Below are 24,144 nucleotides of genomic sequence, written 5' to 3'. Positions count from 1 at the left end.
TCCTTTCATTTCGGCAATTTTGTGGACGTAACCACCATTCAACCCGGCGACACCCTCAAGATCGAGCTCACGCCTGACGGGGAAAGGATCTCCAGGCTGGTCTTCGTGCAGGAGCCGACCGCAAGGCACGTCTTTACTGCCCAGGACGATTCCCTGGCCTACAATCTGGAGCAACTGCCGGTGGAGACCAGGCTGCGGATCCTGACCGGAAAGCTCAAGGGCACGATGGATTCCTCGCTGTTGGCTGCGGGCCTGGCACCAGCTGAAAAACAGCAGGTCAACAATGGTCTGGAAGCCGACATCAATTTCCCCCGCGACGCCAAGAACGGCGACACCTTCAGCATATTCCTCCAGGAACGCATCTTCGAGGGACGAAAGCTTTCCGGCAGCAAGATCCTCTACGTCTCCTACACCGGCATTCAAACCGGCAAACACGAGCTTTTCCGCTATGAGGACCCCGCCGAAAAATCCGTTCTTTCCGGACTATACACCGTCGAGGGTAAAAGCAACAGCATCACCGGGGTCGGTTATCCCCTCTCCTCCATTCATGTGATCTCCAAGTTCGGACGCAGGATAGATCCCTTTTACGGTCACTGGCGCCAGCACCAGGGCGTGGATTACCGCGCCCGCCACGGCACACCGGTCTACGCGGTCGCCAACGGCACAGTCATCAGCGCTCGTTACAGCGGCGGTTGGGGCAACGAGATCCGGATCAGGCACAGCAGCGGGTTGGTGACGCAATACGCCCACCTGAGTTCGATGCGGGTGCGCGGAGGCCAGAAGGTCTCGCGCGGGCAGGTGATCGGTAAGGTCGGCAGCACGGGGCGAAGCACCGGCTCCCACTTGCATTTCGGCCTGCTGAGCGGAAACAAGTACATCAACCCCAGCCAGTTGAGAATGGTCGGGGCGGAGAAACTCAATGCCAGCCAGATGGTCAAATTCACAAAGCAGATGCAGGCGATACGCGAGCAGATGGCGGTTTTCGAAGCTGTGACTGTCAGGACAGGGTCAGGCGCGGAGACTGTTGTTAAGAGTTGAGAGTTATTAGTTGAACTGAGCCGGCCCAACTCTTAACTCTTAACCCTTAACTCTTAACTCTTAACTCTTAACTCTTAACTCTCAACTCATCACTCTTGGCAGCCCAGATCATCCGCCCAACTGGATCTGCTGGGTCTTCCGGGTAGAACTCAGGTCGTAATAATCCGCACGGTTGTCGATGATGCTCACTTTTTGATATTCCTTGTAATACCAGTCGTTGAGGTGTTTTTGCTTGAGTTCGTCGCGGGCAGTTTGGATTAGTTTCTTTTTCTCCTGTTCCCAGATCGCCATATCAGGCAAAGTGTGCCTGTCCACCCGGGCCAGGAACCAGCGCATGTTTTCGCTGACCAGCGGACCGAAGCTCCCTTCCGGAGTGGAGAAGAGTAACTCGTCCAGTTCATCCTGTTTGCCGATGGAGGTGATGGGTTCACCCTTTTTGTGGTTGGATATCTCGATCACCGTGATGCTATCGCGCTCGGCCCAGATCAGGTATTGTTCCGGGCTGAGGTTGCGGACGAAGTTTTGCACGTAGCTGTTCATGTAGAATCCGCGTTTGGAGCGTGTAGCGGCGCTTTGAATCCTGCTTTGTTCCTCTTCGAAGGGGGTGTAGTAGGTGGGGATCACAGCCGAAACTGCGCAGACCAGAATGTCCCCACTGGGGGCGTAATTGATGTCCGCCACCGCGCCTTCTGGATTGGAAAAGGCAAAACTGATCAGATTGGCGTCCCTGCCGATCTCGCGGATGAAACCGTCCTGTTCCTGGAAGGGAGGTGTTTCCTGCACATTCAAGCCCATTTCCGCCGCTGCCTCGACCAGGCCCTTTTCACTTGCCAGTCCGTGGAGTTGGACGCTTTGGGTCTTCATCAGCTGTTGGGTCTCGCGGCCGGGTTCGATGCGGAGCAGGATATGCCGCGCGGAGACCTCATCCCCGGACTCGGTTTCCCGCCGGTCCGTGGTCTGGATGATGTGCCAGCCAAATTGCGAAAGCACCGGCTCGGCAATCTCCCCCACTGGAGTGTTGAAAGCTGTTTCTTCGAACACCGGGACCATCCTGCCCCGTCCAAACCAACCGAGGTCACCTCCGTTGGCTCCGGAACCAGGATCCTGAGAGCGTTCGCGGGCCAGTTCAGCGAAATCTGCCCCGTCCTTCAGCTCCCGGTAAAGCTGCATCACGCTGTCCCTCACCGCGCTGGAATCAGCGTGGCTGGGCACCTTGGCGAAGCGGACGTAGTGCAGCCTGCGCAAGTTGTCCTTGCGGTATTCCTCGATGCGTCCCTCGTAATACTCTCGCGCTTCCTCGTCCGTGGCGTTGACCGAGGTCATCTTGTTCGCGTCAAAGAAGATGATTCTGGCGTCGATCCTCTCCTGGTCTTGCATCCAGGCGGTCCGGACGCTATCCTCATCGGCGTCGACTTCAGCCTTGATCGCGTTTAAAAGCTTGTTAAACTGATAGAGGGAACGCACTTCGTCGAGCACGGCGCTGCGGAAATCCGGGGATTCCGAGAGGGCCTGTTCGTAGGTTTTCTGGTCGAAGCGGCCGTTCTTTTGCAGGTCTTTGATCTGTTTGACAGCGGCAGGAGGATTTTTCTTGGCCTCGGCCAGCAGCTCCTGGTTCGTGATCCTCACCTTGCCGGCCTTGATGGCCTTGTCGTAGATGTAGCGGCCCACAAGTTCATTCCAGCATTGGTCGTTCAACCTGGCCTTGTCCTCGTCGGTGAGGGGCGTCGATTGCTGTTTGCGGTAGTAGTCGAAGTAGTTGGCCAAAATCCTCTCGTATTCGGAATAGGTGTAGATCTTGTCGTCGATTTTGCCGATCACGGCCTTGGGGCTGGGCTTTTCGGCCCAGAGCAAGGCGCCGAGCAAGAGCAGTATGAGCAGGCAGCGTTTCATGAAAAAACTCCTGATATGTTGTGTTCTGAGGGAAAATAACCCTTCATTCCCAAAATATCGGCTCCGGAAAACCGTCAACCAAAAAGTCGGGCTTACAACCTGAACCGGACGGCAAAGCCTGATGAATTCGCCCTTATATGCCGAAGGTTCGTTTCCCGGACGTTTCCTGCCGGATGCCCGCCAAGCGGGCGGGAATCGGGCGGGATACGTGCGCGAAACGGACAGGCTGGATTTCAGGAAAATATCAGCGGGAATGGCGCTGGCATCTTTTGTGTCTGAAAGCGACCCAAAACCTGCATCACTGTGGACAGGGCAGATAAAAAAGGAGTGGCCGCGAGGGCCACTCCCTATGATCATTCCGAGCCTGTGGCTCAGGTTCTTGGCTTATTTGGCCAGCAGCATCTTGCGGGTGACCGTCTTGCCGTCACTGGTGAGGCGGTAGAAGTACAGGCCGCTGGAAACGTTGCTGTGGTTGTCGTCTTTGCCATTCCAAACAACGCTGTATTGGCCGGCCTCGCGGATATCGTCCACCAGGGTGCGGACAAGCTGGCCCTTCAGATTGTAGATCTTCAGGTTGGCGGGTCCGGAGCTGGGAACGCTGAAAGCGATGGTGGTTTCAGGGTTGAAGGGATTCGGGTAGTTGTTGGCGTCCAGTGTGTAGACGGGGACCATCGGATCGTCGTTGGAGGTTCCGTATTCCACGATGGCGCGCAGCATGATCTCACCCATGGTCAGAGGCGCCCACGGTGTGGTTGTTGACGCGCGGGTGTAGCTGTAGCCGTTACTGGATGTATCGAGGCCGATGGCGGATGCGTTGGTGGTCTCCAGGATGCCGAGATAGAATTCGCCGTCGGAAACGATGATATCAGCAGGCAGGGAGATCCAGTTCCAGCCTTCCACCACGGAGGCAGCGGGATACTGATATTGCGCAAGCTGGGTGCCGGGCATGCCGTCGGCGCCGTCGTTATCGTAGACGCGGATGATGATGCCGGCAGTTCCCACGGTATGCACAAAGACTTTGGCATACTTCACTGTGACCTGCTGGTTGTAGCTGTGTTTCACGGCCATCTGGCTGGTGGAACCGACGTTGTAGCCCTGCTCGGCGGTGCCGTCGTCATGGAAGAGTTCGGCGTGCATTGCGGGCATCACGAAAGCCGCAACCGTGTTGGAGGCAGTGGATTCGTTGGCGCCGTACATGGCGGTCAGATAGTAGGTATGGAGGCCGCCGTCCACGTTCATGTCCGTATAGGTGAGCAGGTTTCCAGCGATCAGGTCGATCTGGACCCCATCGCGGTAGACCTTGTAGTTGCTGACGTCGCGGGTGAGGGTGGTGGCACCGCTTTCGCCGATGGTGGCGTCGCTGAACTCGTGGATTTCCTGCGGATAATTTCCGGTGATCTCATACTCGCGCCCGTCCGCGTCCTCCACGTAGATGCGGATGTTCCAGTTGTAGGTGAGAGCGGCGTTCAGGGCGGTGAGGGTTGTCCAGGAGTTTTGCCAATACATCATGTTGCCATAACCTTCGACCACTGGTCCGTCATCGCAGCCAGCGGGATAGCCGCCGGTGGTGTTGACGCGGTATCCTGCCATGATCTGGGTTCCGGAGGGAATGGTGTAGGGTGTGGTGAGAATGATCTCGTTCCATTGGTCGGAGACAGGCGTGATGGCCTGTTCATAGGCGATGTTACCCGCGGCCCCGGTCCAGATGCGCAGGGTGTATTCGCACATGGTGGTGGGCTCACCAGGATAAATGCGGAACTTGGTGATGTTCATTCCGACCCAGGGGCTGATCCCGTTGTCGCCCAAGGGATCCCATTTGGCGGCAACAGAGAAATCCGCTGCGGCGTTGGTGCCGATGGAATTTCCGGAGTTTTCGCCGTCATAGTGCAACCAGCCTTCTTCTCCGCCGCCGCCACCACCACCGGGAGCAACCCAGTTCAGGATGACGTTGGAGCCGTTGACCGTGGCTGTGAGGTTTTCCGGAGGCGCGATGAAGACATCGTTGTAGATGACCACATCGTCGATCATGATGCCGATGCCCTGGGGCGTGTCGTCATCGGATTTGAAGTACCAGCGGAGTTGGATGGTTTCGCCGGCATAGTCGGAGATTAAGCCGTCCAGTGAATAGGCGCCGACCATGGACATCCAGGTATCCGGAGCATCAGAATAGACGTAATTTGTGCCGGTGGCACTGCCGTAGGGATTGCTCATCGCATACCAGGTCACGCCAGCGTTGGGTGAGATCTCCCAGCCGAAGTAATCAACCTCGGGGAAGGTGTTGGGATCGGTGAAGCTGCCCGTGATCATGAAGTCCGCGCGGATGTCGCCGGATGTGGGTAGCTGGATGGGAGGGCTGACCAGGTAGTTCATCATGTTGATGTTGTAGGTTCCCTGGGCGTTTTGGCATTTCATGATGTGGGTGGGTGACGGAGCGGCAGGATCGGTGGCTACATGCCAGATGTCTCCGCCGACCGGGACCATGCTGCTCCAGGTCATCTGTCCATCATCGACGCCGTTGTTGCTGTATCCGCCGAAGGCGATGTCGTCGACCATTATGCCGAACATCGCGAGGTTGTCGCCCGTGCTGTAAGCAGGATCGGAGGCAAAGGCGAAGCGGATCTTGACGCTTTGGCCGATGTAGGCGCTGAGGTCGAAAGTTGCGTTGGTCCAGGTCAGCAGAACGCCGCCCCAGGCAGGGATGTTCGGGCCTTCGCCATGCTCGAAGCCAAAGGCGTAGGACGAAGTGAAGGTGTAGGCGGGAGTCCCGTTGATCGGAGTCCAGGTGGTTCCGCCATCAGTGGAAATGCGGACGTTCGCGGAATCCCAGCCATTGTAGGGTGCCGTGGCGCCGGCGGGGTCCTCGAGGTTATAACGCAGCTTGAAGGTCAGGGTCGCGTTCGCGGCAGACAGGGTGCGTGCCGGGGTGTCCAAAACCAAATACTGGTGGTCATAGTAACCGCCGATATTGGCTCCGGAGGCGAGAGCGGGGTCTCCCATCCACCAGACGTTGCCCTGGGCATCTCCGTTGTCGTAGATGTGCCAGTTGTTGGGGGGCACGGAGCCGTCGAAATGGGTCCAACCCGTGGCTCCGCTTTCGAAATCTTCCTGCCATGCTATAACTTCGTAGCGATTTAGCGTACCGTTAGCAAACATGGCTGTGACGATTGTCAGGGCTAATATGATCAGCCATCTTTTTTTCATTGATCCTCCTTATGAATCAAGAGATAGTATTTTATAATTTCTAACTGTCTGGATAGCTTGATTTTGTCAACAGGTTTTTTCATAATGGGCGCGAGCGGCGCTTTCCAAAACCGGGAGGGAACCCGGAGTCCCCGTCTCAACCTGCTTTCATGCTTTAGCTTGGGCTTGCTTATGAGTATTGCAGTCGGTAAAGGTCGTAATAGAGGCCCTGCTTGTCCAGAAGCTCAAAATGCGAGCCTTCCTCGACTATCTCGCCCTTGTGCAGGACCAGGATGCGGTCCGCGTGTTGGATCGTGGAGAGGCGATGGGCGATGATGATCGAAGTGCGGTTCTGGATGATCTTTTTGAGGGCGTCCTGGATCAGGATCTCGGTTTCGGTGTCGATATTGGAGGTGGCCTCGTCGAGAATGAAGATGGAGGGGTCGTAAGCCAGCACCCGGGCGAAGGCGATGAGCTGCCTCTGGCCGGTGGAAAGGGTGGCGCCCCGTTCCATCACCGGTTCGTCATATTTCTCCGGCAGGCGGCAGATGAATTTGTCCGCGTTCACATATTTGGACACTTGCAGGATCTGTTCGTCGCTGAGCTGTTTGTTGTTCAGGGCGATGTTGTCCCGGATGTTGCCGCTGAAGATGAAGACATCCTGCTGCACGATGCCCACGTTTGAGCGCAGGTCTCTGAGGGCGTATTGCTTCAAGGTTTTTCCATCCAGCAGGATCTCCCCCCGCTGGTAGGGGTACATGCCCAGGATGAGGTTCACGATCGAGGTTTTGCCGCTGCCGGTGTGGCCAACCAGGGCGATCCTTTCTCCGGGCCGGATCTTGAAACTGACGTCTTTGAGCACCCATTCCCCAGTATTGTAGGCCAGCCAGACGTGGTCAAACTCGATCTCTCCCTCGAGCTTTCTATTGGTTGCCAATTCCTCGCGGTAGTCGTCCGGTTCCTGATCCATCAGGTCGAAGATGCGTTCGGCGCCGGCCAAAGCGCCTTGCAGGATGTTGAATTTTTCGGAAAAGTCGTTGATCGGCTGGAATAGCTTGGAGATATACTGGGTGAAGGCCATCAGGAGCCCGATGGTGATGGCGTTGCGCAGGATCTGCCCGCCGCCGTACCAGATGATGAAGGCCACCGCGATCTGGGAGCTGACGTGAATTATGGGGCGGAAAAAGGCGAACAGCCTCATCTGCCGGATCGAGGTGAGGTAGTATTTCTGGTTGATGTCCGAGAATTCCTGCCGTTTGTGGAAATACTGGTTGAAGAGCTGGATGATCTTCTGTCCGCTGATATGCTCGGCCAAAGTGGCGTTCAGCGAAGCCAGGTATTTGCGCACTTCGCGGTAGATCACCCGCGTGCGTTTGCGGAATTCCCTGATCACCCAAACCACGAGAGGCAGGATGGCGAAGCTCACCAAAGCCAGCCTCCAGTTCAGCACCAGCATCAAAATCACGATCGCGATGATCAGGATCACGTCCTGGAACAAGGTGATAACCCCCGAGGCCAGCATTTCATCGATGGCGCGGATGTCGTTGGTGACGCGGGTTACCAGCCTGCCCACGGGATTTTTGTCGAAGTAATTCACCGGCATTCTCTGCATGTGGGCAAAGACGTCATGGCGCAGGTCGTTCATCGCTTTTTGGGAATAGATGGTGGTCATCACCTGCTGGGAATAACCCGCCGCGAAGCGGATGATGCTGATCAGCAGAAAGGCCAGGGCCAGCCAGATGAGGTTGTGGGCTGCTTCACTGCGCACCTGGAGGCGCTCGGCGCCGGGGATCCGGTTCAGGCTTTCCCGCTGTACCGCGATCTGCCCCTTTCCCACTCTGAACCAGCCACCGAGGCCGTCAATGCGGCCCTGGGGTGCGGTGTTTTCCTGCAGGTATTTGCCCAGGATGGCGAGGTTGGAATCCTTTTCCACGATCAGGAACACCTTGCCTCCGCCAATGACGCCTCTGGCTTCCAGGTCCAGGATGTCTGGCCGGTCGATGCGGTTCTGGTCGCGGGCGGAGATAATCAGGAAATACCTGCCGCCGTGGGAGTATTTTTTGATCTTCAGCAGCTCGTATTTGGCCAGGAAGGCGTCGACCTCAGCCTCCTGGTCGAACACGGCAATGGTCTTGTCCGAAACAATATAGTCGTCAATGGCGCTGCGCTGGATGAGGGGCTGGACCAATTCGGCCCCGGCCACCAACATCAGGATCAGGAAGGAGATGATTACCCATTTGAGGTAGGGCTTCAGATAGCGTAGCAGTCTGCCATAGAGGCGCTTGTCATAGACCTTGCCCTTGATGTCGTCTTCTGTGAAACCGCCCCTGGCTCCGGGTCCGCCGCCGCCGAAATTCATAGCTCCTCCCCTTCCAGGCGGGCGCGGATGCGCTGTTTCTCATAGAGATCGTGGTAGAGGCCGCCCAGCTTCAAAAGTTCGGCGTGGGAGCCGCGTTCGGTGATGACGCCGTCGCCCAGCACGATGATGTGGTCCGCGTGCTGGATGGAGGAGATGCGGTGGGCGATGATGATGGTCGTTTTGCCCTGGCGGAGCTGGATCAGGTTTTCCAGGATCTGGCGTTCCGTTTTGGTGTCCACGGCGGAGAGGGCGTCGTCCAGGATCAGGATCTCGGGATTGGTCAGCAAAGCCCTAGCAATCGCCACACGCTGTTTCTGGCCGCCGGAGAGGGTCACTCCCCGTTCGCCGATCAGGGTGTCGAATTTCTGCTCGAACTCCATCACCTCGTCATATACCTGTGCCACTTTGGCGGCCTCATAAACCTCTTCGGTCGAAGTTTCCGGGCTGCCCAGGCGGATGTTGTTGGAGATCGTGTCCGAAAAGAGGAAGATGTCCTGGGGCACGAGCACCATGTCGCGGCGCAGAACGTTCAGCGGAACGCGGTGCAATTCGTGGCCATCGATCAGGATGCTGCCTTTAGGCGGATCGTAGATGCGCACCAAAAGCTCGATCAGGGTGGTCTTGCCGCAGCCGGTGGGGCCAACCACGGCCAGGGTCTTGCCGTCGTCGATGCGGGTGCTGATACCTTTAAAGATGAGGGGCAGGTCGGGGGCGTAGCGGAAACTGAGGTTGCGGATCTCGATCCTGCCCTGGATGGCTGTGATCGAGGGGTCGGCCTGCGAGTCGTCGATCTCCGGCTGTACGTCAAAGATCTCGTTCAGGCGCTTCAGCGAGGCGGTCCCGCGCTGATACATGTCCACGATCCAGCCGATGGCGATCATTGGCCAGACCAGCATGCCCAGGTATTGGAAGAAAGCGATGAATTCCCCGATCGTGATGTCGCCCCGGATGGTCGCGCGGCCTCCGAAATAGAGGGTGATGATCATCGAAATGCTGATCACGAAGCCCATGAAGGGATGGAAAAAGCCGGCGATCCTGGCCATCGCGATGTTTTGCTTCACATAGTCCAGCGAGACCTCGTCCACCTTATCCAGCTCTGGCTGCTCCTGCACGAAGGCCTTGACGATGCGGATGCCGGAGATGCTTTCCTGGATTCGTCCGCTGAGGGTGGCGAAGCTTTTCTGCACCCGGGCGAAGCTTTTATGCATCTTTTTGCCGAAGTAGCCGATGGTGAAGGAGAGGATGGGCATCGGGATCACGGCCAGCGCGGTCAGGCGCCAGTTGATCGCGCCCATGAAAGAGAAGGAGGCGATCGTCATCAAAACGATGTCCATCGCCGCGATCAAGCCCATCCCAAAGAGCATCCGCACCGCGTTCAGGTCGTTGGTGGCGTAGGCCATCAGGTCGCCGGTCTTGCTGCGGTTGAAGAAATTCTGGGAAAGGCGCAGCAGGTGGTTGTAAAAATCCTGGCGCAAAAACTTTTCGATCCGGAAGGAATTGCCGATGATCAGGATCCGCCAGAAATAGCGCAGCACCATCACCGCGATCGCCAGACCGAAGATGATCAGACCGATCCAGACCAAGCCCGCCTGGTCTATCCGGCGCTCCTGGATGCTGTCGATGGCGTATTGCATCACACGCGGTGTGATCAACTGCACGATGTCCACCAGGATCAGCATCACAATGCCCCAGGCTATCTTGCCATAACTCTTCTTCAGATAGGGAAGGATGGCATCAAAGGTCCGCATCGGGTCTCCCAAAATTTTCGTTCGCCGCCAAGGAAAGGGGTTCTTGCCGCCCCTCAGGCGCTTGTCCCGCCTTTCTTTGACATATATCGCGACAACAAGCCAATATTTGGCAGGCGGGGATTTTGTCAATGGAAATGTGCCACCGCAAGCATCGGCGGGGGTGGGACGGATTATGTGGTTAGTGGATTAATGGACGCAACATGTTTCAGTGGAATGTTGGTGCAGGTTCAAATTGTCAGCAGAAAATAGGGATGGCCTTTGTGGCCATCCCTATGGTTATTGGGTATATTTCCCGTTATTTGAGCAGCATCATCCTGCGGCTTTCTGTGTGGCCGCCTGAGCTCAGGCGATAGAAGTAGAGGCCGCTGGAAACGCTGTTTCCGCCGTTGTCGGTGCCGTTCCAGAGATAGCTGTGGCGGCCGAAGCCCAGGTCGCCATCGACCAGGGTTTTCACCAACTGGCCTTTGACATTGTAGATGGAAAGATTGGTCTTGCCAGCCTGGGGCAGGTCAAAACCGATCGTAGTTTCAGGATTGAAGGGATTGGGGAAGTTCTGCAGCAGCATGTTCGAAACTGCTGGCATGGAAGTGTCTGAATTTGAAGTGTTTCCTTCGGGGAATACGATCTGCAGTTCCATGAACATCACCTCACCGCCGTCAGGGGTGGGATGGTAGGCGGGGGCATTGACATTCGAGCCCCAGGTGAAATCATTGTAGAACATGATCCCGATCTTGCCGACTTTGTTGACACCCTGCATGCCGGCGAAGATCACTTGGTCTGCTGGATACACATACATCGGGATGATGCCAGCAAACTCTGGAGTTTCCACGTTGTTGATGATGATCGGTTCGCTCCAGGTGTTGCCGTTGTCCGGGCTGACCGCGATCCAGATCTCAGGGGTATTGGTAAAGGCGGAGTAGTCGGCATCGGAATAATAGTTGAACCATCTGGCGCGCTCGGAATCCTGCCAGACGCAAACCATCATGCCTTGGTCATTTGGCTCGGAAAGTTTGATCCCATTGTAATGGAACATCATGGCATCCGAGTGGGCGGTCTGGTCCCAGTGGGGGAAAGGCCAGGCAGTGAAGATCACAGGCCAGTAGGGGGGCGTATAGGCGGCGTCATAATTGTATTCATCTACTTCGCCCCAAGGAGCTTCCATGTCCCAGGGGGTGAAACATGTATTGTGGTTGTCATCGGGATGTTTCTGGGGATAGATCTCGCGAACCTCAAATTCGTGGGAAGCCGGATTGTAGACCCACTCCTTAATGTACTGCAAAGCGGGATAATAATACCCATTGTAAGTTCTGAGGGACCAGGTGCTGGGTTGGTGGATCCTGCCGTAATTGTCGATGACGGTGTTGATATGGCCGGAATTGATGATGCCAAAGAAGATCTCGTTGTCCCCGTAGGGAATGTCGCCGTTGTCCGAATCCGTGTAATAGCCTGTGGTATCGGAAGGCGTGGATTCAGGATTCCAGGTGGCCAGGTCGGCATCGCCAACATAGCGGACCCAATCTCCCTGTCCGTAGTTCGGCGATACCCAGACATTCATGTTGGGTTCACGGAGAAAATTGTCATTGGAATCCCAGGCTGAGTGATGACCTGCCCAGTAGAGGTTTCCAGCATCGTCCGCGGCAATGGCTCCGGCAGGGCGTCTGAGCGCAGTTGTGTCATGATTCCAGGCATCCTGGTCGGGGATGGTGATGTGGGTCCAGGACAGCGGAGTTCCCATCTCAAAATCGTCGCCGTTGAAATCGGCATAGGCGATGTAAATGTTTTCGCTGGGGCTTCCGTTGATGGCGTGCGATACCCGGTTGCGCATGCCCACATAGACCCGCCTTTTGTCTGCAACGGGCGAGGGGCCAACCACCACCGAGGGCCAGATGAATTCGTTGTCCGAGCTTGTGGTCCCGTCGGGCGCAGTGATATCCAGAGGCCCGTCGGAAACGAGCACGACATCGTTGAAGAGCCCGGCGATCCCGGCAATGAAGGCGTCTGAAGTGAATTGGGTTTCCAGGGCGGGATCGTCATCGGCGTCGGCGTGCCAGGCGTACATTGGCTTTCCGGATACCGGGTCGATGGCCAGGCCGGGGAAACCCTCATGGTTTTGCACGCTGGTGATCTCGTTATTGTTGATCACGTTGCCAGCGGGATCAAGATATGAATAGAACACCCTGCGGGTCGAAGTAGCCTGGCGGCGACCATGATAGGTCATGAAATATCCGCCGCCGGCGGATTGGGGTATGACAGCCAGGGGCATCTCATTGTAACTGCCGATCATGTAGTCGTAGTAATTGGTGATGATGGCAGTGGGCAGTTTGGTGAAAGTGTAGGCCGGCGCATCCCGAAAAACTGGGATGGGCCTTCCCTGCGGCGTTGCCTTGGGACTTGCCTGCAAGCCTGGCAGTTGGGATTCCGCGCAGACGATCGCGGGCAGCAACGCCAGCAGCAGTGTGAAAATAAAAATCATTTTCATAACTCACTCCTTGGTTTGTTTTGTGTTTTTTATATGCTCAGAGACGCCTTCGCGCACTGAAACCTCATAAACAAGATGCCGTAATAACCTGCCAAGATCTACCGGCAGAGATATTTAAGCTCATTAGTCGAATCCTGACCGTTCGGCAGAATCGCCGATATTCAAGTTGGTTTTACTTATGCCGATTCCAGAATAATTGTCAAGCAGAAACTCGGCCACATCAGTGCGATGTTTAATCGAGTGCAAAAAAGGGATGGCCGATGTGGCCATCCCTATGTTTATTGGGGTTAAATCTCCCGTTATTTGAGCAGCATCATCCTGCGGCTTTCTGTGTGTCCGCCTGAGCTCAGGCGATAGAAATAGAGGCCGCTGGAAACGCTGTTTCCCCCGTTGTCGGTGCCGTTCCAGACAACGCTGTGGCGACCGAAACCGAGGTCGCCATCGACCAGGGTTTTCACCAGCTGGCCTTTCACGTTGTAGATGGAAAGATTGGTCTTGCCAGCCTGGGGCAGGTCAAAACCGATCGTAGTTTCCGGATTGAAGGGGTTGGGATAGTTCTGCAGCAGCATTCTCGCAATCGTGGGAACTGTGCTGTCGTCATTGGCGACTCCCACCGGGAAAACGATCTGCAGTTCCATGAACATCGTTTCTCCTCCATCCGGGGTGGGATGGTAGGCAGGGGCGTTGACATTTGAGCCCCAGGTGAAATCATTGTAGAACATGACACCTATCTTGCCGACCTTGTTGTCGCCCTGCATGCCGGTGTAGATCACTTTGTCCGCGGGATAGACATACATGGGTTTGATCCCAGCGAGTTCAGGCGTTTCCACGTTGTTGAGGTTGATCGGCTCGCTCCAGGTATTGCCATTATCCGGGCTGGCGGAGATCATGATCTCCGGAGTGTTGCCGTAGGCCGAGTAGTCAGTGTCGGCATAATAATTGAACCAGCGGGCGCGCATGGCGTCCTGCCAAACCGCGACCATCATGCCTTCGTCGTTGGGCTGGGAAAGTTTTATCCCGTTGTAATGGAACAACATCAGGTCGCCGTGGGCCGTGGTGTCCCAATGCGGGAAAGGCCAGGTCGTGACAGGATTCAAATAGTAGTTGTTGTCGTCGGCCAGATAATACTCTGGCTCGCCCCAGGGCGCTTCCACGTCCCAGGGAGTGAACCACTGGTTATAAGTGTCGTCCGGAGATTTCTGCGGATAGATCTCGCGCACTTCAAATTCGAAGGTGGCGGGATCGAACACGAATTCCTTGACGTACTGGAAAGCCTGCCAATATCCTTCCACGACGGAGTGGCCCCAGGTGCTGGGAACATGGATCTTGCCCAGGTTATCGATCACGGCATTCATGTGCCCCGAATTGACAATGGCCCAGTAGAGTTCATTATCGGGATAGGGCAGTGAGTTGTCATCCACAAAGTATCCGGTTCCGCCTGGGGTTCCGGCCGGATTCCAGGACGGTAGATTGCTGTATTCGCTATACCGCACCCAAGTGCCCTGGCCATAATTGGGGCAGACGAAAACATCCATGTCTTCTTCGACTATCGTGTTCGAATCGGTGTCATAGGCAAAGTGGTGCCCTGCCCAGTACAGGTTTCCAGCGTTATCGGCCACGATAGTACCGGAAGGACGCCGTCCCTCAAGAGTATCGTGATTCCAGGCATCCTGTTCCGGAATGGTGATATGGTCCCAAACCAGGGGAGTTCCCATTTCGATTTCGTCTGCGTTGAAATCCGCAAAGGCAATATAGTAATTCTCGATCGGATTCCCGCTAATGGCATGGGACACATAATTGCGCATTGCCACATAGACGCGGCGCTTTCCGGCCACCGGGGAAGGGCCGATCTCCACAGCCGGCCAGATGAATTCATTGTCTGTAGTCGCAGGCCCGTTGGGAGGGGTGATAGTGGTGGGGGCATCGGCAACCAGCACGATGTCGTTAAAGAGCCCCGCGATGCCGGCTATGAAGGCATCGGAGGTGAACTGGGTCTCCAGATTGGCGTCGTCATCGGCATTGGCATGCCAGGCGTACATTGGTTTTCCGGATACCGGATCGACGGCTATGCCGGCGAAACCTTCATGGTTTTGCACGCTGGTGATCTCGTTGTTGTTGATGATGTTCCCCGCGGGATCGAGATAGCTGTAAAACACCCTGCGAGTAGCTGTGGCCTGACGGCGTCCGTGGTAGGCCATAAAATATCCTCCACCCGCAACATCCGGGATCACCCTCAGGGGCAGGCTGTTGTAGCTGCCGATCATGTAATCGTAGTAATTGGTTATGATGGAGGTGGGCATTTTGGTGAAAATGTAGTCAGGCGGGTCCTCGCGGGCGGGCGGAATTGGCCTGCCTTGGGTTGATTCCCAGGCTGTTTTCTGAGGGCCGGGCTGCATGCTCCCCGCCAGTATCAGAACCGGCAGCAGCACCATAACTAAGATTAAGACACGTTTCATAACAATCTCCCTTTACTTTATTAAGTTCGTTGTTTGTGCGGAAGCCCAATTACGGCTTGGCATGTAAAACTCGCGTAAACATGGCCGCGCTGATGTGAACTTTGTCTAGCGATATTTGAATAAGATCCACTATGATTTTAATCATTTTGAACAGGAAGTTTATGTCAAGCAGAAAGTTGGTGGTTTGAACTCTTGGCAGCGCACAAAAAAAGGGATGACCATTAAGGTCATCCCATGTTTATGATTGATTGACAGGTCTGTACGGACCTATTTCATCAGCATCATTCTATTGGTTTCGACACTGCCGCCTGCGGTCAGGCGATAGAAGTAGAGTCCGCTGGTGACGGCCTGTCCGTTGTTGTCGGTGCCGTTCCATACGAAGCTCTGCCTGCCGAAGCCCAGGTTTTCGTTGACGAGGGTCTTGACCAGCTGGCCTTTCACGTTGTAGACGGAAAGGTTGGCATGGCCGGAGGCGGGCATGTCAAAGCTGATGGTGGTTTCAGGGTTGAAGGGGTTGGGATAGTTCTGGTGGAGCATCTTCGTTACCGCGGGGGTGGAATTGTCCGAATTGGACACATCACCGACCGGGAACACGATCTGCATTTCCATGAACATCACTTCTCCGCCGTCCGGGGTGGGATGATAGGAAGGAGTGATGGCATTGGAGCCCCAGGTGAAATCGTTGTAGAACATGAAACCGATCTTTCCGACCTTGTTCTGGCCTTGCATGCCAGTGAAGAGCACCTTGTCGGCGGGATAGACCCACATGGGCTTGATTCCGCTGAATTCAGGAGTTTCCACATTATTCAGGTTGATCGGCTGGCTCCAGGTAGCGCCGTTATCGGGGCTGACGGAGATCATCAGTTCAGGGGTGTTCGCGAAGGCTGAATAATCCGTGTCGGAATTGTAGTTGAACCAGCGGGCACGCTGGGAATTCTGCCATACCGCGACCATCATGCCGTGATCGTTGGCATCGGATACCTTGGTGTTGTTGTAGTGGAACATCATTGCATCGCCGTGGGCGGTCGTATCCCAGTGCGGGAAGGGCCACATTTTGCCGGGATGACCGGTGAAGGCTATGCCCAGGTAATATTCATTGTCGTCGGCAAGCACATACTCCGCCTCGCCCCAGGGAGCTTCCATGTCCCAGGGTGTGAAGGTCTGGTTGACGGTATCGCTGGGATCCTTCTGGGGATAGACTTCCTTCACGTAGAATTCCTGGGTGGCTGGATCAAAGACGAATTCCTTGATGTTCTGATAATCCGGCCAATAACCGCCTTCCTTGGTGGACATGGCCCAGGAACCAAGAACGTGGATTCTGCCGTAGCTATCCACTCCGGCATTTATATGGGAAGAGTTGGCTATGGCCCAGGTAAGCGATGTATCGGGGTAAGCGATATCGCCATCACCAATGAAATAACCGGTTCCACCAGGCTGTCCCGGAGGATTCCAGGTTGGGATCCAACTGAAATCATGGAGGCGGGTCCAGGTGCCCTGACCATAGTTGGGGCAGACGAACACGTCCAGGTCATGCTCCCTGATGTTTTCAGAAGCATCGGGAGTTGTGGCAAAGTGGTAGCCGGCATAATAGAGATTGCCGGCGTTATCCGTGGTGAGGCTATGGAAGGGGCGGCGCCATTCGGCATCGACGTTCCATTGGTTCATTTCGGGAATGGAAATGTGATTCCAGACCAGGGGAGTACCCATCTCGATTTCGTCACCATCAAAATCCGCGTAGGCGATCAAGAGGTTTTCTGAGGGTCCGTAGGTCTGTGACTCGGAGTTCCTGGCAGCCAGATAGACCCTTCTTTTTCCGGCAACTGGGGAGGGGCCGATCTGGGCGGTGGGCCAGATGAACTCATTCAGGTTCGTGACCGTTCCGTCAGGCGCGGTCAGGGTATAAGGATTGTCGATGGCAACCTGGACATCGTTGAACAGACCGGCAATACCGGCGATGAAGGCGTCTGATGTCACCTGAACTTCCAGTTCGCCATCAGTGTCGGCATTGGCATGCCAGGCATAGATTGGCTTTCCGGAAACCGGGTCGACGGCAACAGTGGTATAACCCTCGTGGTTCTGCACGCTGGTGATCTCGTTGTTGTTGACGATGTTTCCGGCCGGGTCAATGTAGGTGTAGAAGGCGCGACGGGTCGCGGTGGCCTGGCGGCGTCCATGATAGGTCATGAAATATCCGCCCCCGGCGACATCCGGGATCACTCTCAGGGGCAAACCGTTGTAGCTGCCGATCATATAATCGTAATAGTTCGTGATGATGGCAGTGGGCAGTTTGGTGAAAGTGTATTCCGGTACTTCACGGGTTTGGCCTGCATTGTAGTTCAGGGGTTCGACAGGAGTTCTGTCGGCACCCAGGGCAGGTGTGTCGATGGGTTTCTTGTTTGTTCCAACCTGCATTTCCTTCGCGAAAGCGAAAGTCAGCAGCAGGCTGAGCGTTAATACTACCAATAGGATTTTTTTCATTTTTCCTCCATATTTTTTGGCAAGGTTAGTATCTCATCTTGATGGACAGCCGGTGAGCGCTCTTGAGGAAGTTTTCCGCGAGGGCGCCCATGTCCGTATAGGCATAGTCTATGTTGAAAATGGCAAAGCGGGTGGGGATCTGATAACCGACCCCGGCGCTGAAGCCGTTGGTGTCATAATTGAGTTGATATCCGGCACGCAGGAAGAGGTTTCCCAGCTTGTACTCCGTGCCGATGTTCCAGGTTTCCATGCGGTCAATCACGTTATCCAACTGGAGCGAGGCGATCCAATGCGAAGTGTCGCTGCGCATGAGGTCACCGCTGATCCCCAGGGAGAAACTCATGGGGATCTTGGAATCGAGTTCGGGGCCGTCTTCATCGATGAGGCCGTCTCCATCGTTGTCAAACAGGTCGAACGGGTCTTCATCAAAGGCTCCGTCCTCGTCGTCATCCACAAGGTAACGGATGTCCGGGCCGAAGTTGCGCAGAGCCATTCCAATCTTCACATTTTTCCAGCCAGTGTTGTAGATGGAACCGAGATCGAAGGAATAGCTGTTAACGGAGAATTCATAGAGATTCTCGCGCAGGTATTTGACTCCGATGCCGGCCGAGAATTTGTTCGTGAACTGCTGCGCATAGTTAAGGCCGAAGGCCATGCTGCTGTTCGTGAACTGTTCACCCGTCGGTCCGAATGTTTCTTCATCCGTGATGTCGATGTCATCCATGTGCAGAACGGAGGCGTAGGCGGCAAAGGTGGAAACGCCGTTGGTATATGTGCCGGCAAGGAATTCGTGCATGATGTTCGCAGGCCAGTTGGTATGGGAGATGAAGACCTGGTTTTCATAAGCTGGGGCGAGCCCGGCAGGATTCCAATAAACTGAAGATACATCGTCAGTTACGGCGGTGTAGGCCTCTCCCATGCCGATCGCGCGCGCGTCCACACCCAGTTTGAGGAATTGCAGGGCCGCGGTCCCAACCTTGCCGAAGGGCTTGGCGGAAAGCAGTCCCGGCAGCAGCAGGATGCTGATGGCGATAACGAGAATGATATGTTTTTTCACAATTCCTCCCCTATTTGATGATGACGAATTTGCCAACTTTCACTTTGTTGTTGGCTTTGTTTTCCACAGAGTAGAGATAGACTCCGGGCGCAATGATCTGGTTGTTTTTGGAGAGCAGGTTCCAGTCGTGAATGCCGCTAGAGGCGATACCCTGCGCAGCAGCCTTGGATACGGTGATTATGTCTGCCTGATAGGAGCCGTCATGCTTGATCGTATCCACAAGGTCTCCGGCCAGAGTGTAGATCCTGATGTCGCAACGTTCGGGAAGATTGATGAACCACAGCCTGCGGCTCTTGTCTCCTTTCTGGTCATTGGTGCGGCGTCCGTCGAACTTGCTTCTGCCTATGTAGGGATTGGGCACGACATAGATGTTGTCCATGGTTTCCTGAGCCACTGAGCCGGGGAAGAAGATCTTCATGTTGGCATCGGCGTCACGTCCGGTTTCCAGGAAGTTCAGGTTGTTGGAGGGAATCCCGCGATCGTAAGCTGTAACGGCAGCATAATATTCGACACCTTTGCGGGGATACAAGATCGCCGAGTGATAGTATCTGCGGGCCAGGCGTTGATTTCTGAGGTCAGTGAGCAAGGCCATTTCCTCCGGGTCGTCCGGATCAGCGGGAATGTACACCTGGCCACCGTGCCCCGGAATCGGGATCATCTTGGAGTCATAGAGTTCGTCAAAGATCTCAGCTCGCATTTCAGGATGCTTGAAGAGGCGGGCCTGCAGGTTCTTGATCTCCGCGTCGGGCAGCCCGGCGTTAGCTTGAGCGATCTGCAATGCCATATCCTCCAAATCGGGGCTCCATTCAACGCTGGGATCGTAGATTGGCCAACCGTAGAAGGTGTCCGCGAAATTCGGAATGTAGGTGTAGAATTCATCAAGCTGGGTGAAATCGGTATAAGTACCATTCCAGGCATTTTTATTGGGCAGTCCTTTGTCGATGCCCAGGTATCCGCCGAAATCAACAAAGAGGGAATCAGCATGCGGGCTGTTGATGTTAACCACATAATCGGCAAAATCCTGTGCCGTTTCCACCTTGTCCCAGCGGTCCATCATGGTCCAGTCTTCCGCCGAGCCGCTTCCACTTCTCCCCCAGGTGCTGTAGCCCTGGAAATCATGCCGCAGGCGGTAGGCCGTAAAGGGATTCACGATGGCATTCATGTTGTACAGATTTGGGTTCGTGGGTGGTTGGAACTGCGGCGGGAAATTGCTCCAGTCAACTGTGCTGGGATCGCTGTCCAGCCCGACTTTCAAAAAGGGGCTGTTCGGATTCTGCCAGCCAATAATGGCGCTGCTAACAGTCTTGGTGTCATAGGAGAATTCACTGCGGTTGTCCCAATAGAGGTCGACCTGGTCTCCGTTATCCATGAGCTCTGCATAGAGTTTGGGAATCTCGGGTGGTTCAGGTGGATTGTAATGTGGGAAGGTATCTGGCAAGACAACTGTGGTAAGGGTTTGAGCCTGGCCGTAGATCTCCTTGGCCCAGCGTGCGGTCCTTTTCAAGTCCTCTTTGTTGTCACCGGGAAACACCGCGATCACAATCTTCATGGTTTTTCCGGGTTCCAGGTTCCAGGAGTTCTCGGTGGCATTCGTGTAACCCTGCATGTCCCCATAGAAAGAGAAGAGGAAGCGCGTATCGTTGGGGGAGGGTTGTTCATACTCAGTCAGGTCGTCCTGTTCCGGGCGCAAGGGAGCGAATTTGGCCTCATTGGGATTTCTGCCGGTTAGCAGCCAGTACTTCTCGTTGGCTGTGCGCTGGGGTGAGAAGTTGAAGGAATAGGGATTGCCATCATCAGGGCCATCGCCGACCTTCCAATACCAGCAATGGAATTGAAGCTGCTCCGGATCAGGAGTACAAACGCGCGCGCCAACCAATCCGGTGGTCAGGCCGCCATCGCCGTCGGCGTCGCGAGTGTAGGCAAACTCGTATCCTTCACCCTTGACATAACCGGATACGTCATCTGCTGCTTTTTCCGGACCCATGCTTTGGGGACCGCAATCGCAATCCATGTATACGCCCATGGCGCAGTCAAAGAGAGTGTCCTGGGTGGCAATGTTCATATTGGTGATATTGAATTCGACATAGACCAGGTTTTTGATGTAGTCATAACTCCATTGGTATGACATCTGGCGAACGCGGACATTGAGTGGATAATGCCTGTTCTGGCCTCTGGATTGGCCAAGATCTCGATCACCGACGGTTCCGAAGGGGCAGTAATCGTAGTAGAACGAGACGAAGTCCTGTTCGGAAACCGGTGCCCCATCCTCGTCTATCAGGCCGTCCCCGTCATCGTCAAGCGGGTTGGAGAAAGCGTAATTTGTGTGTGACCTGTCGGACAGGTCCATGAATCCGAGCGGGAACCAGATCTCGATATTCGTTCCCTCGTTTATGATGTTAAAATTATTGGTGTTGTGGATATACTGGCCGCCAAACACCTGGAATTGACTTGGCAGCTCAGAAGCCACTCTCAGAGGGAAAGTGTATCCCACGAAGTCTTCATCGATGATCCCGTCGCCGTCGTCATCGACACCACGTTTTTGGGTGCGTGAGCTCGCCACGGCGATCCCGTCCAGGCCATTATAGGCGTTGTACATATCCACTGCCTGAGCGTTACCAGCCACAAGAGGGTTATAAGCAGGCAGGAACTCATACAAATCCAGATCGCCATCAAATCCCACGGTGACCAGGGTGTCAACCACCGGTTTCATCCATGGTTCCCAGCCAGGGGCTCCTTCGGCGACTGTGCCAGTGCTATCCGCGCTGGGATTGAGTGCCCGCCAGAAAAGCTTTCGGCCGGCATCATCACGGCGGTATTTCTTGGCCCCGAACCACAGGGCTCCCTGATAAAGGTAGTCAATACCGCTGCCTCCGGGATATTCCAGGGATGGATACTGCGGCACCACATCGTCGCCGGAGCCGAAAAAGCCGTAATTGCTCATCCTCAGCCAGATGTTGCCAACATCATGGTAGAGGGAAAGATCAAGCTTTTTGGTTCCTGTTGAGGATTCCACCATGGCCGCATAGGACAAACCGATGAACAGTAAGCCCAGCAGCAGGCAAAACACGATCTTGTTAAACTTCATGCATTTCTCCCAATATTTCTAATTTAACTTAAATTCTACAGGCACGATGACTGTGGTATCCACCGGATTTCCACTGCTCCGGCCAGGTTGGAACCTGATCGCCCGGATGGCACTGATGGCGGCTTCGTCAAGTCCGCCCGCTCCGGCTTGCACCGAACGCAGGACGCGGATGTTGCCGACGGAACCGTCCTTATAGACGTCAACTTCCAGCATGACCGTTCCCTGCACATTGGCGCGGCGGGCAAAATCAGGATAGACCGGCCTGATCGCTCCAATTGGAACTGGCGGGTCATCCCAGGGAACGAAATCAAAGGGACGGTCATCAGCGCCCTGTTGCAGTGCGGAACTTGTCGTGGACTGAAGATCGCCGAACTGCTGCAAGGCCATTGCCCTTTCAGCCTGAAGTTCGGGAGTATCTTCGGTGGCGAGTTCCTCGCTGATCACGGGGATGTCGATTTGGATCTCCTGTTCCTGGGGTGTATCTTCTTTTTCTCGGGTATCCGGCGGAGCTTCAGCAATTTCCGCTTGGATCACGGTATCCCTTTTTCTCTGTGACTCCATGCGGGGAGTCACCAGAAAGGCGAACAGCATGATGGTTATCGCCAAAGCAAGCGCTTTGCTGAACTGAGCGTTGGCGATGTCTTTCCAGTCAAATGTCTTTTCAGCCATGATATACCTCTATTGTCTCCTTTGCACTTCAAAGACAATGTTGCGCGTGTCCGCGTCCTGAAGGCGCATCATGACGTCGCGCACAGCTTGGTAGCGGGTGTCTTTGTCCGTGCGGAAACAGACTTGCAGCGAGGGAATCTCCCTGGCCTTGGCCTGCATGGCATCGATGATCGAATTGTCATCCACATAGCGCGGAAAATCATCGATCAGGATCTCTTCTTTGAGTGTGATATAGATCGTCGCTGATTCATTGCGGGAAACGCGGTCTATGTTTTCAGAGGCAAACGGGAATCGCTCCCGTGGCACCCAGAATATTCTTTCCTGGACAAACACGGTCGAGACCATGAAGAAGAGCAGCAGAAGAAACGCTATATCCGACATTGAGGAGTTCGGAATATAGGCATCGGGCCTTTTTTTGCTTTTTATCTTAGCCATTTCTTCACGCTCCTATATTTGGGTTGAAATCGAGATCATGGCCCTGTCCCGATAGGTGACCAGATGATCAACCACCCGCACCATATCGTTGTACTTGGCCTCTGTGTTGGTTTTCACCAGAAAGAGCATTTTCATCTGTCTCACTTCCGGATCAGTGCTTTCCCGGTTCAATCTGTCCCGCATTTCGATCTTCTCCAGGATGAGCCTATTCAGTTCATCATCGGTGAAGGATCTGGGTTCCTCGGTGTTGATCTTCAAAAGCCCTGATTCGGTGATCTCGATGCGCGTCATTTCGAGTTCGGTGAGCTTCACCTCTGTGGTTTGCTGCTGTTCCGCCGAGACAGCTTTATTGAGCTGTACCTTAACACCTTCCTTGATGTCAAACTTCGTGGTTGCCATAAAGAAGATGATCAACAGGAAAGCGATATCCGACATCGAAGCGTTCGGAATTTCAACTTTTCGCTTCCTTTTGCGGCTGACTTTCATTATTCCCCCTTATCAGGACTCGATGAGGGCTTCTGTAACCTTCTCTGAGGCACGCTGCATATCTATGACGACGCCATCGACCATGGTTGTAAAGATGTTATAAAAGAACTGCACCACAATACCCACGGCCAGACCGGCCTGGGTGGTGATAAGAGCGATCTTGATACCGTCCGCGACGATCGTTGCATCCACGGAGCGGGCTTTGGAGATGGCATCGAAGGCCACGATCATACCGGTGACGGTACCGAAGAATCCCAGCATGGGAGCCAGGGTAATGGCTGTCGACATCTCCACAAAACCTTTCTCAAGATAGGACATCTCGATCATGGCCGCGTTTTCCATGCTTTTTTCCACGGCGTCGATGCCTTTGTCCGATTTGAGCAGGCCGGCATACACCACCGCTGCCACGGGGCCGCGGGTACTTTTGGAGAGCTCTGTGGCTTCCTTGATCTTCTTGTCCTTGAGCAGCGGAAGGATCTTGTTCAGATATTCGTTGAGGTTGATCTTGGCATACATCAGGGCGATGAATTTCCAGATGATATAGGCAATGCCGTAAATGGCCACTGCCAGTAGGGGCCACATCACCCAGCCGCCGTTGATGAACAAGTTGACCAGCGAACGTCCGAACAGGAACTCAGCGACTCCTTTCAGGCCGGAGTTTCCCTGCACTTCAGGTTCGGCAGTTTGAGCAAAGGCAAAGCTGGTGAGCAGCATGCCCATCAGCATAACTATCAGCATGATCTTCGAGAATCTGTTTCTCATTTTATTATTCCTCCATGGGATT

General features: G+C 54.8%; 14 protein-coding genes. 1 reads left to right on the top strand and 13 read right to left on the bottom strand.

Features of this window, described 5'->3' with window-relative positions; all coding sequences use genetic code 11:
• Positions 1-1,038, top strand: a 1,038-nt coding sequence (locus tag K0B87_01865) for a M23 family metallopeptidase (protein MBW6513482.1), incomplete at its 5' end; no start/stop codon positions are given.
• 108 nt (positions 1,039-1,146) lie between these two features.
• On the opposite strand, the gene K0B87_01860 is transcribed toward K0B87_01865, so the two are convergent.
• The 13 genes from K0B87_01860 to K0B87_01800 form a co-directional block, all read right to left on the bottom strand.
• Positions 1,147-2,928 carry a peptidylprolyl isomerase gene (locus K0B87_01860; protein MBW6513481.1) on the bottom strand — a complete coding sequence of 594 codons (1,782 nt, stop codon included), beginning with the start codon at positions 2,926-2,928 and terminating at the stop codon, positions 1,147-1,149.
• A gap of 384 nt (positions 2,929-3,312) precedes the next feature.
• Positions 3,313-6,129: a choice-of-anchor J domain-containing protein gene (locus tag K0B87_01855; GenBank protein ID MBW6513480.1), complete on the bottom strand. Its 2,817-nt coding sequence runs from the start codon at positions 6,127-6,129 to the stop codon at positions 3,313-3,315.
• A gap of 169 nt (positions 6,130-6,298) precedes the next feature.
• A complete protein-coding gene (locus K0B87_01850; protein ID MBW6513479.1) occupies positions 6,299-8,467 on the bottom strand; it encodes an ABC transporter ATP-binding protein/permease in 2,169 nt (722 codons plus the stop codon).
• A complete protein-coding gene (locus K0B87_01845) occupies positions 8,464-10,215 on the bottom strand; it encodes an ABC transporter ATP-binding protein/permease (GenBank protein MBW6513478.1) in 1,752 nt (583 codons plus the stop codon). The genes K0B87_01850 and K0B87_01845 overlap by 4 nt, the downstream gene beginning before the upstream one ends.
• 295 nt (positions 10,216-10,510) lie before the next feature.
• Positions 10,511-12,694: a T9SS type A sorting domain-containing protein gene (locus tag K0B87_01840; protein ID MBW6513477.1), complete on the bottom strand. Its 2,184-nt coding sequence runs from the start codon at positions 12,692-12,694 to the stop codon at positions 10,511-10,513.
• 299 nt (positions 12,695-12,993) lie between these two features.
• The gene (locus K0B87_01835) at positions 12,994-15,150 is read right to left on the bottom strand and encodes a T9SS type A sorting domain-containing protein (protein ID MBW6513476.1); all 2,157 of its coding nucleotides are present in this window, start codon (positions 15,148-15,150) and stop codon (positions 12,994-12,996) included.
• Between the two features lie 267 nt (positions 15,151-15,417).
• Positions 15,418-17,628 carry a T9SS type A sorting domain-containing protein gene (locus K0B87_01830; protein MBW6513475.1) on the bottom strand — a complete coding sequence of 737 codons (2,211 nt, stop codon included), beginning with the start codon at positions 17,626-17,628 and terminating at the stop codon, positions 15,418-15,420.
• 25 nt (positions 17,629-17,653) lie between these two features.
• The gene (locus K0B87_01825) at positions 17,654-18,685 is read right to left on the bottom strand and encodes a PorV/PorQ family protein (GenBank protein MBW6513474.1); all 1,032 of its coding nucleotides are present in this window, start codon (positions 18,683-18,685) and stop codon (positions 17,654-17,656) included.
• 10 nt (positions 18,686-18,695) lie between these two features.
• Positions 18,696-21,770, bottom strand: coding sequence for a hypothetical protein (locus tag K0B87_01820; protein MBW6513473.1), 3,075 nt, complete (start codon positions 21,768-21,770; stop codon positions 18,696-18,698).
• 18 nt (positions 21,771-21,788) lie between these two features.
• Positions 21,789-22,439: an energy transducer TonB gene (locus tag K0B87_01815; GenBank protein MBW6513472.1), complete on the bottom strand. Its 651-nt coding sequence runs from the start codon at positions 22,437-22,439 to the stop codon at positions 21,789-21,791.
• A gap of 9 nt (positions 22,440-22,448) precedes the next feature.
• Positions 22,449-22,874, bottom strand: a complete 426-nt coding sequence (locus K0B87_01810) for a biopolymer transporter ExbD (GenBank protein ID MBW6513471.1) — start codon at positions 22,872-22,874, stop codon at positions 22,449-22,451.
• A 12-nt stretch (positions 22,875-22,886) separates the two neighbouring features.
• Complete coding sequence (locus K0B87_01805; protein MBW6513470.1) at positions 22,887-23,360, bottom strand: biopolymer transporter ExbD; 474 nt, start codon at positions 23,358-23,360, stop codon at positions 22,887-22,889.
• Positions 23,361-23,372: 12 nt separating this feature from the next.
• Positions 23,373-24,098 (bottom strand): MotA/TolQ/ExbB proton channel family protein, encoded by a 726-nt coding sequence (locus tag K0B87_01800; GenBank protein MBW6513469.1) that lies wholly within the window; start codon positions 24,096-24,098, stop codon positions 23,373-23,375.
• Positions 24,099-24,144: the final 46 nt, after the last annotated feature.

It is taken from the genome of Candidatus Syntrophosphaera sp., from assembly GCA_019429425.1.
GTDB lineage: Bacteria > Cloacimonadota > Cloacimonadia > Cloacimonadales > Cloacimonadaceae > Syntrophosphaera.
Note: the sequence above shows the minus strand (reverse complement) of the source record. Positions and strands in the feature narration are given on the sequence as shown.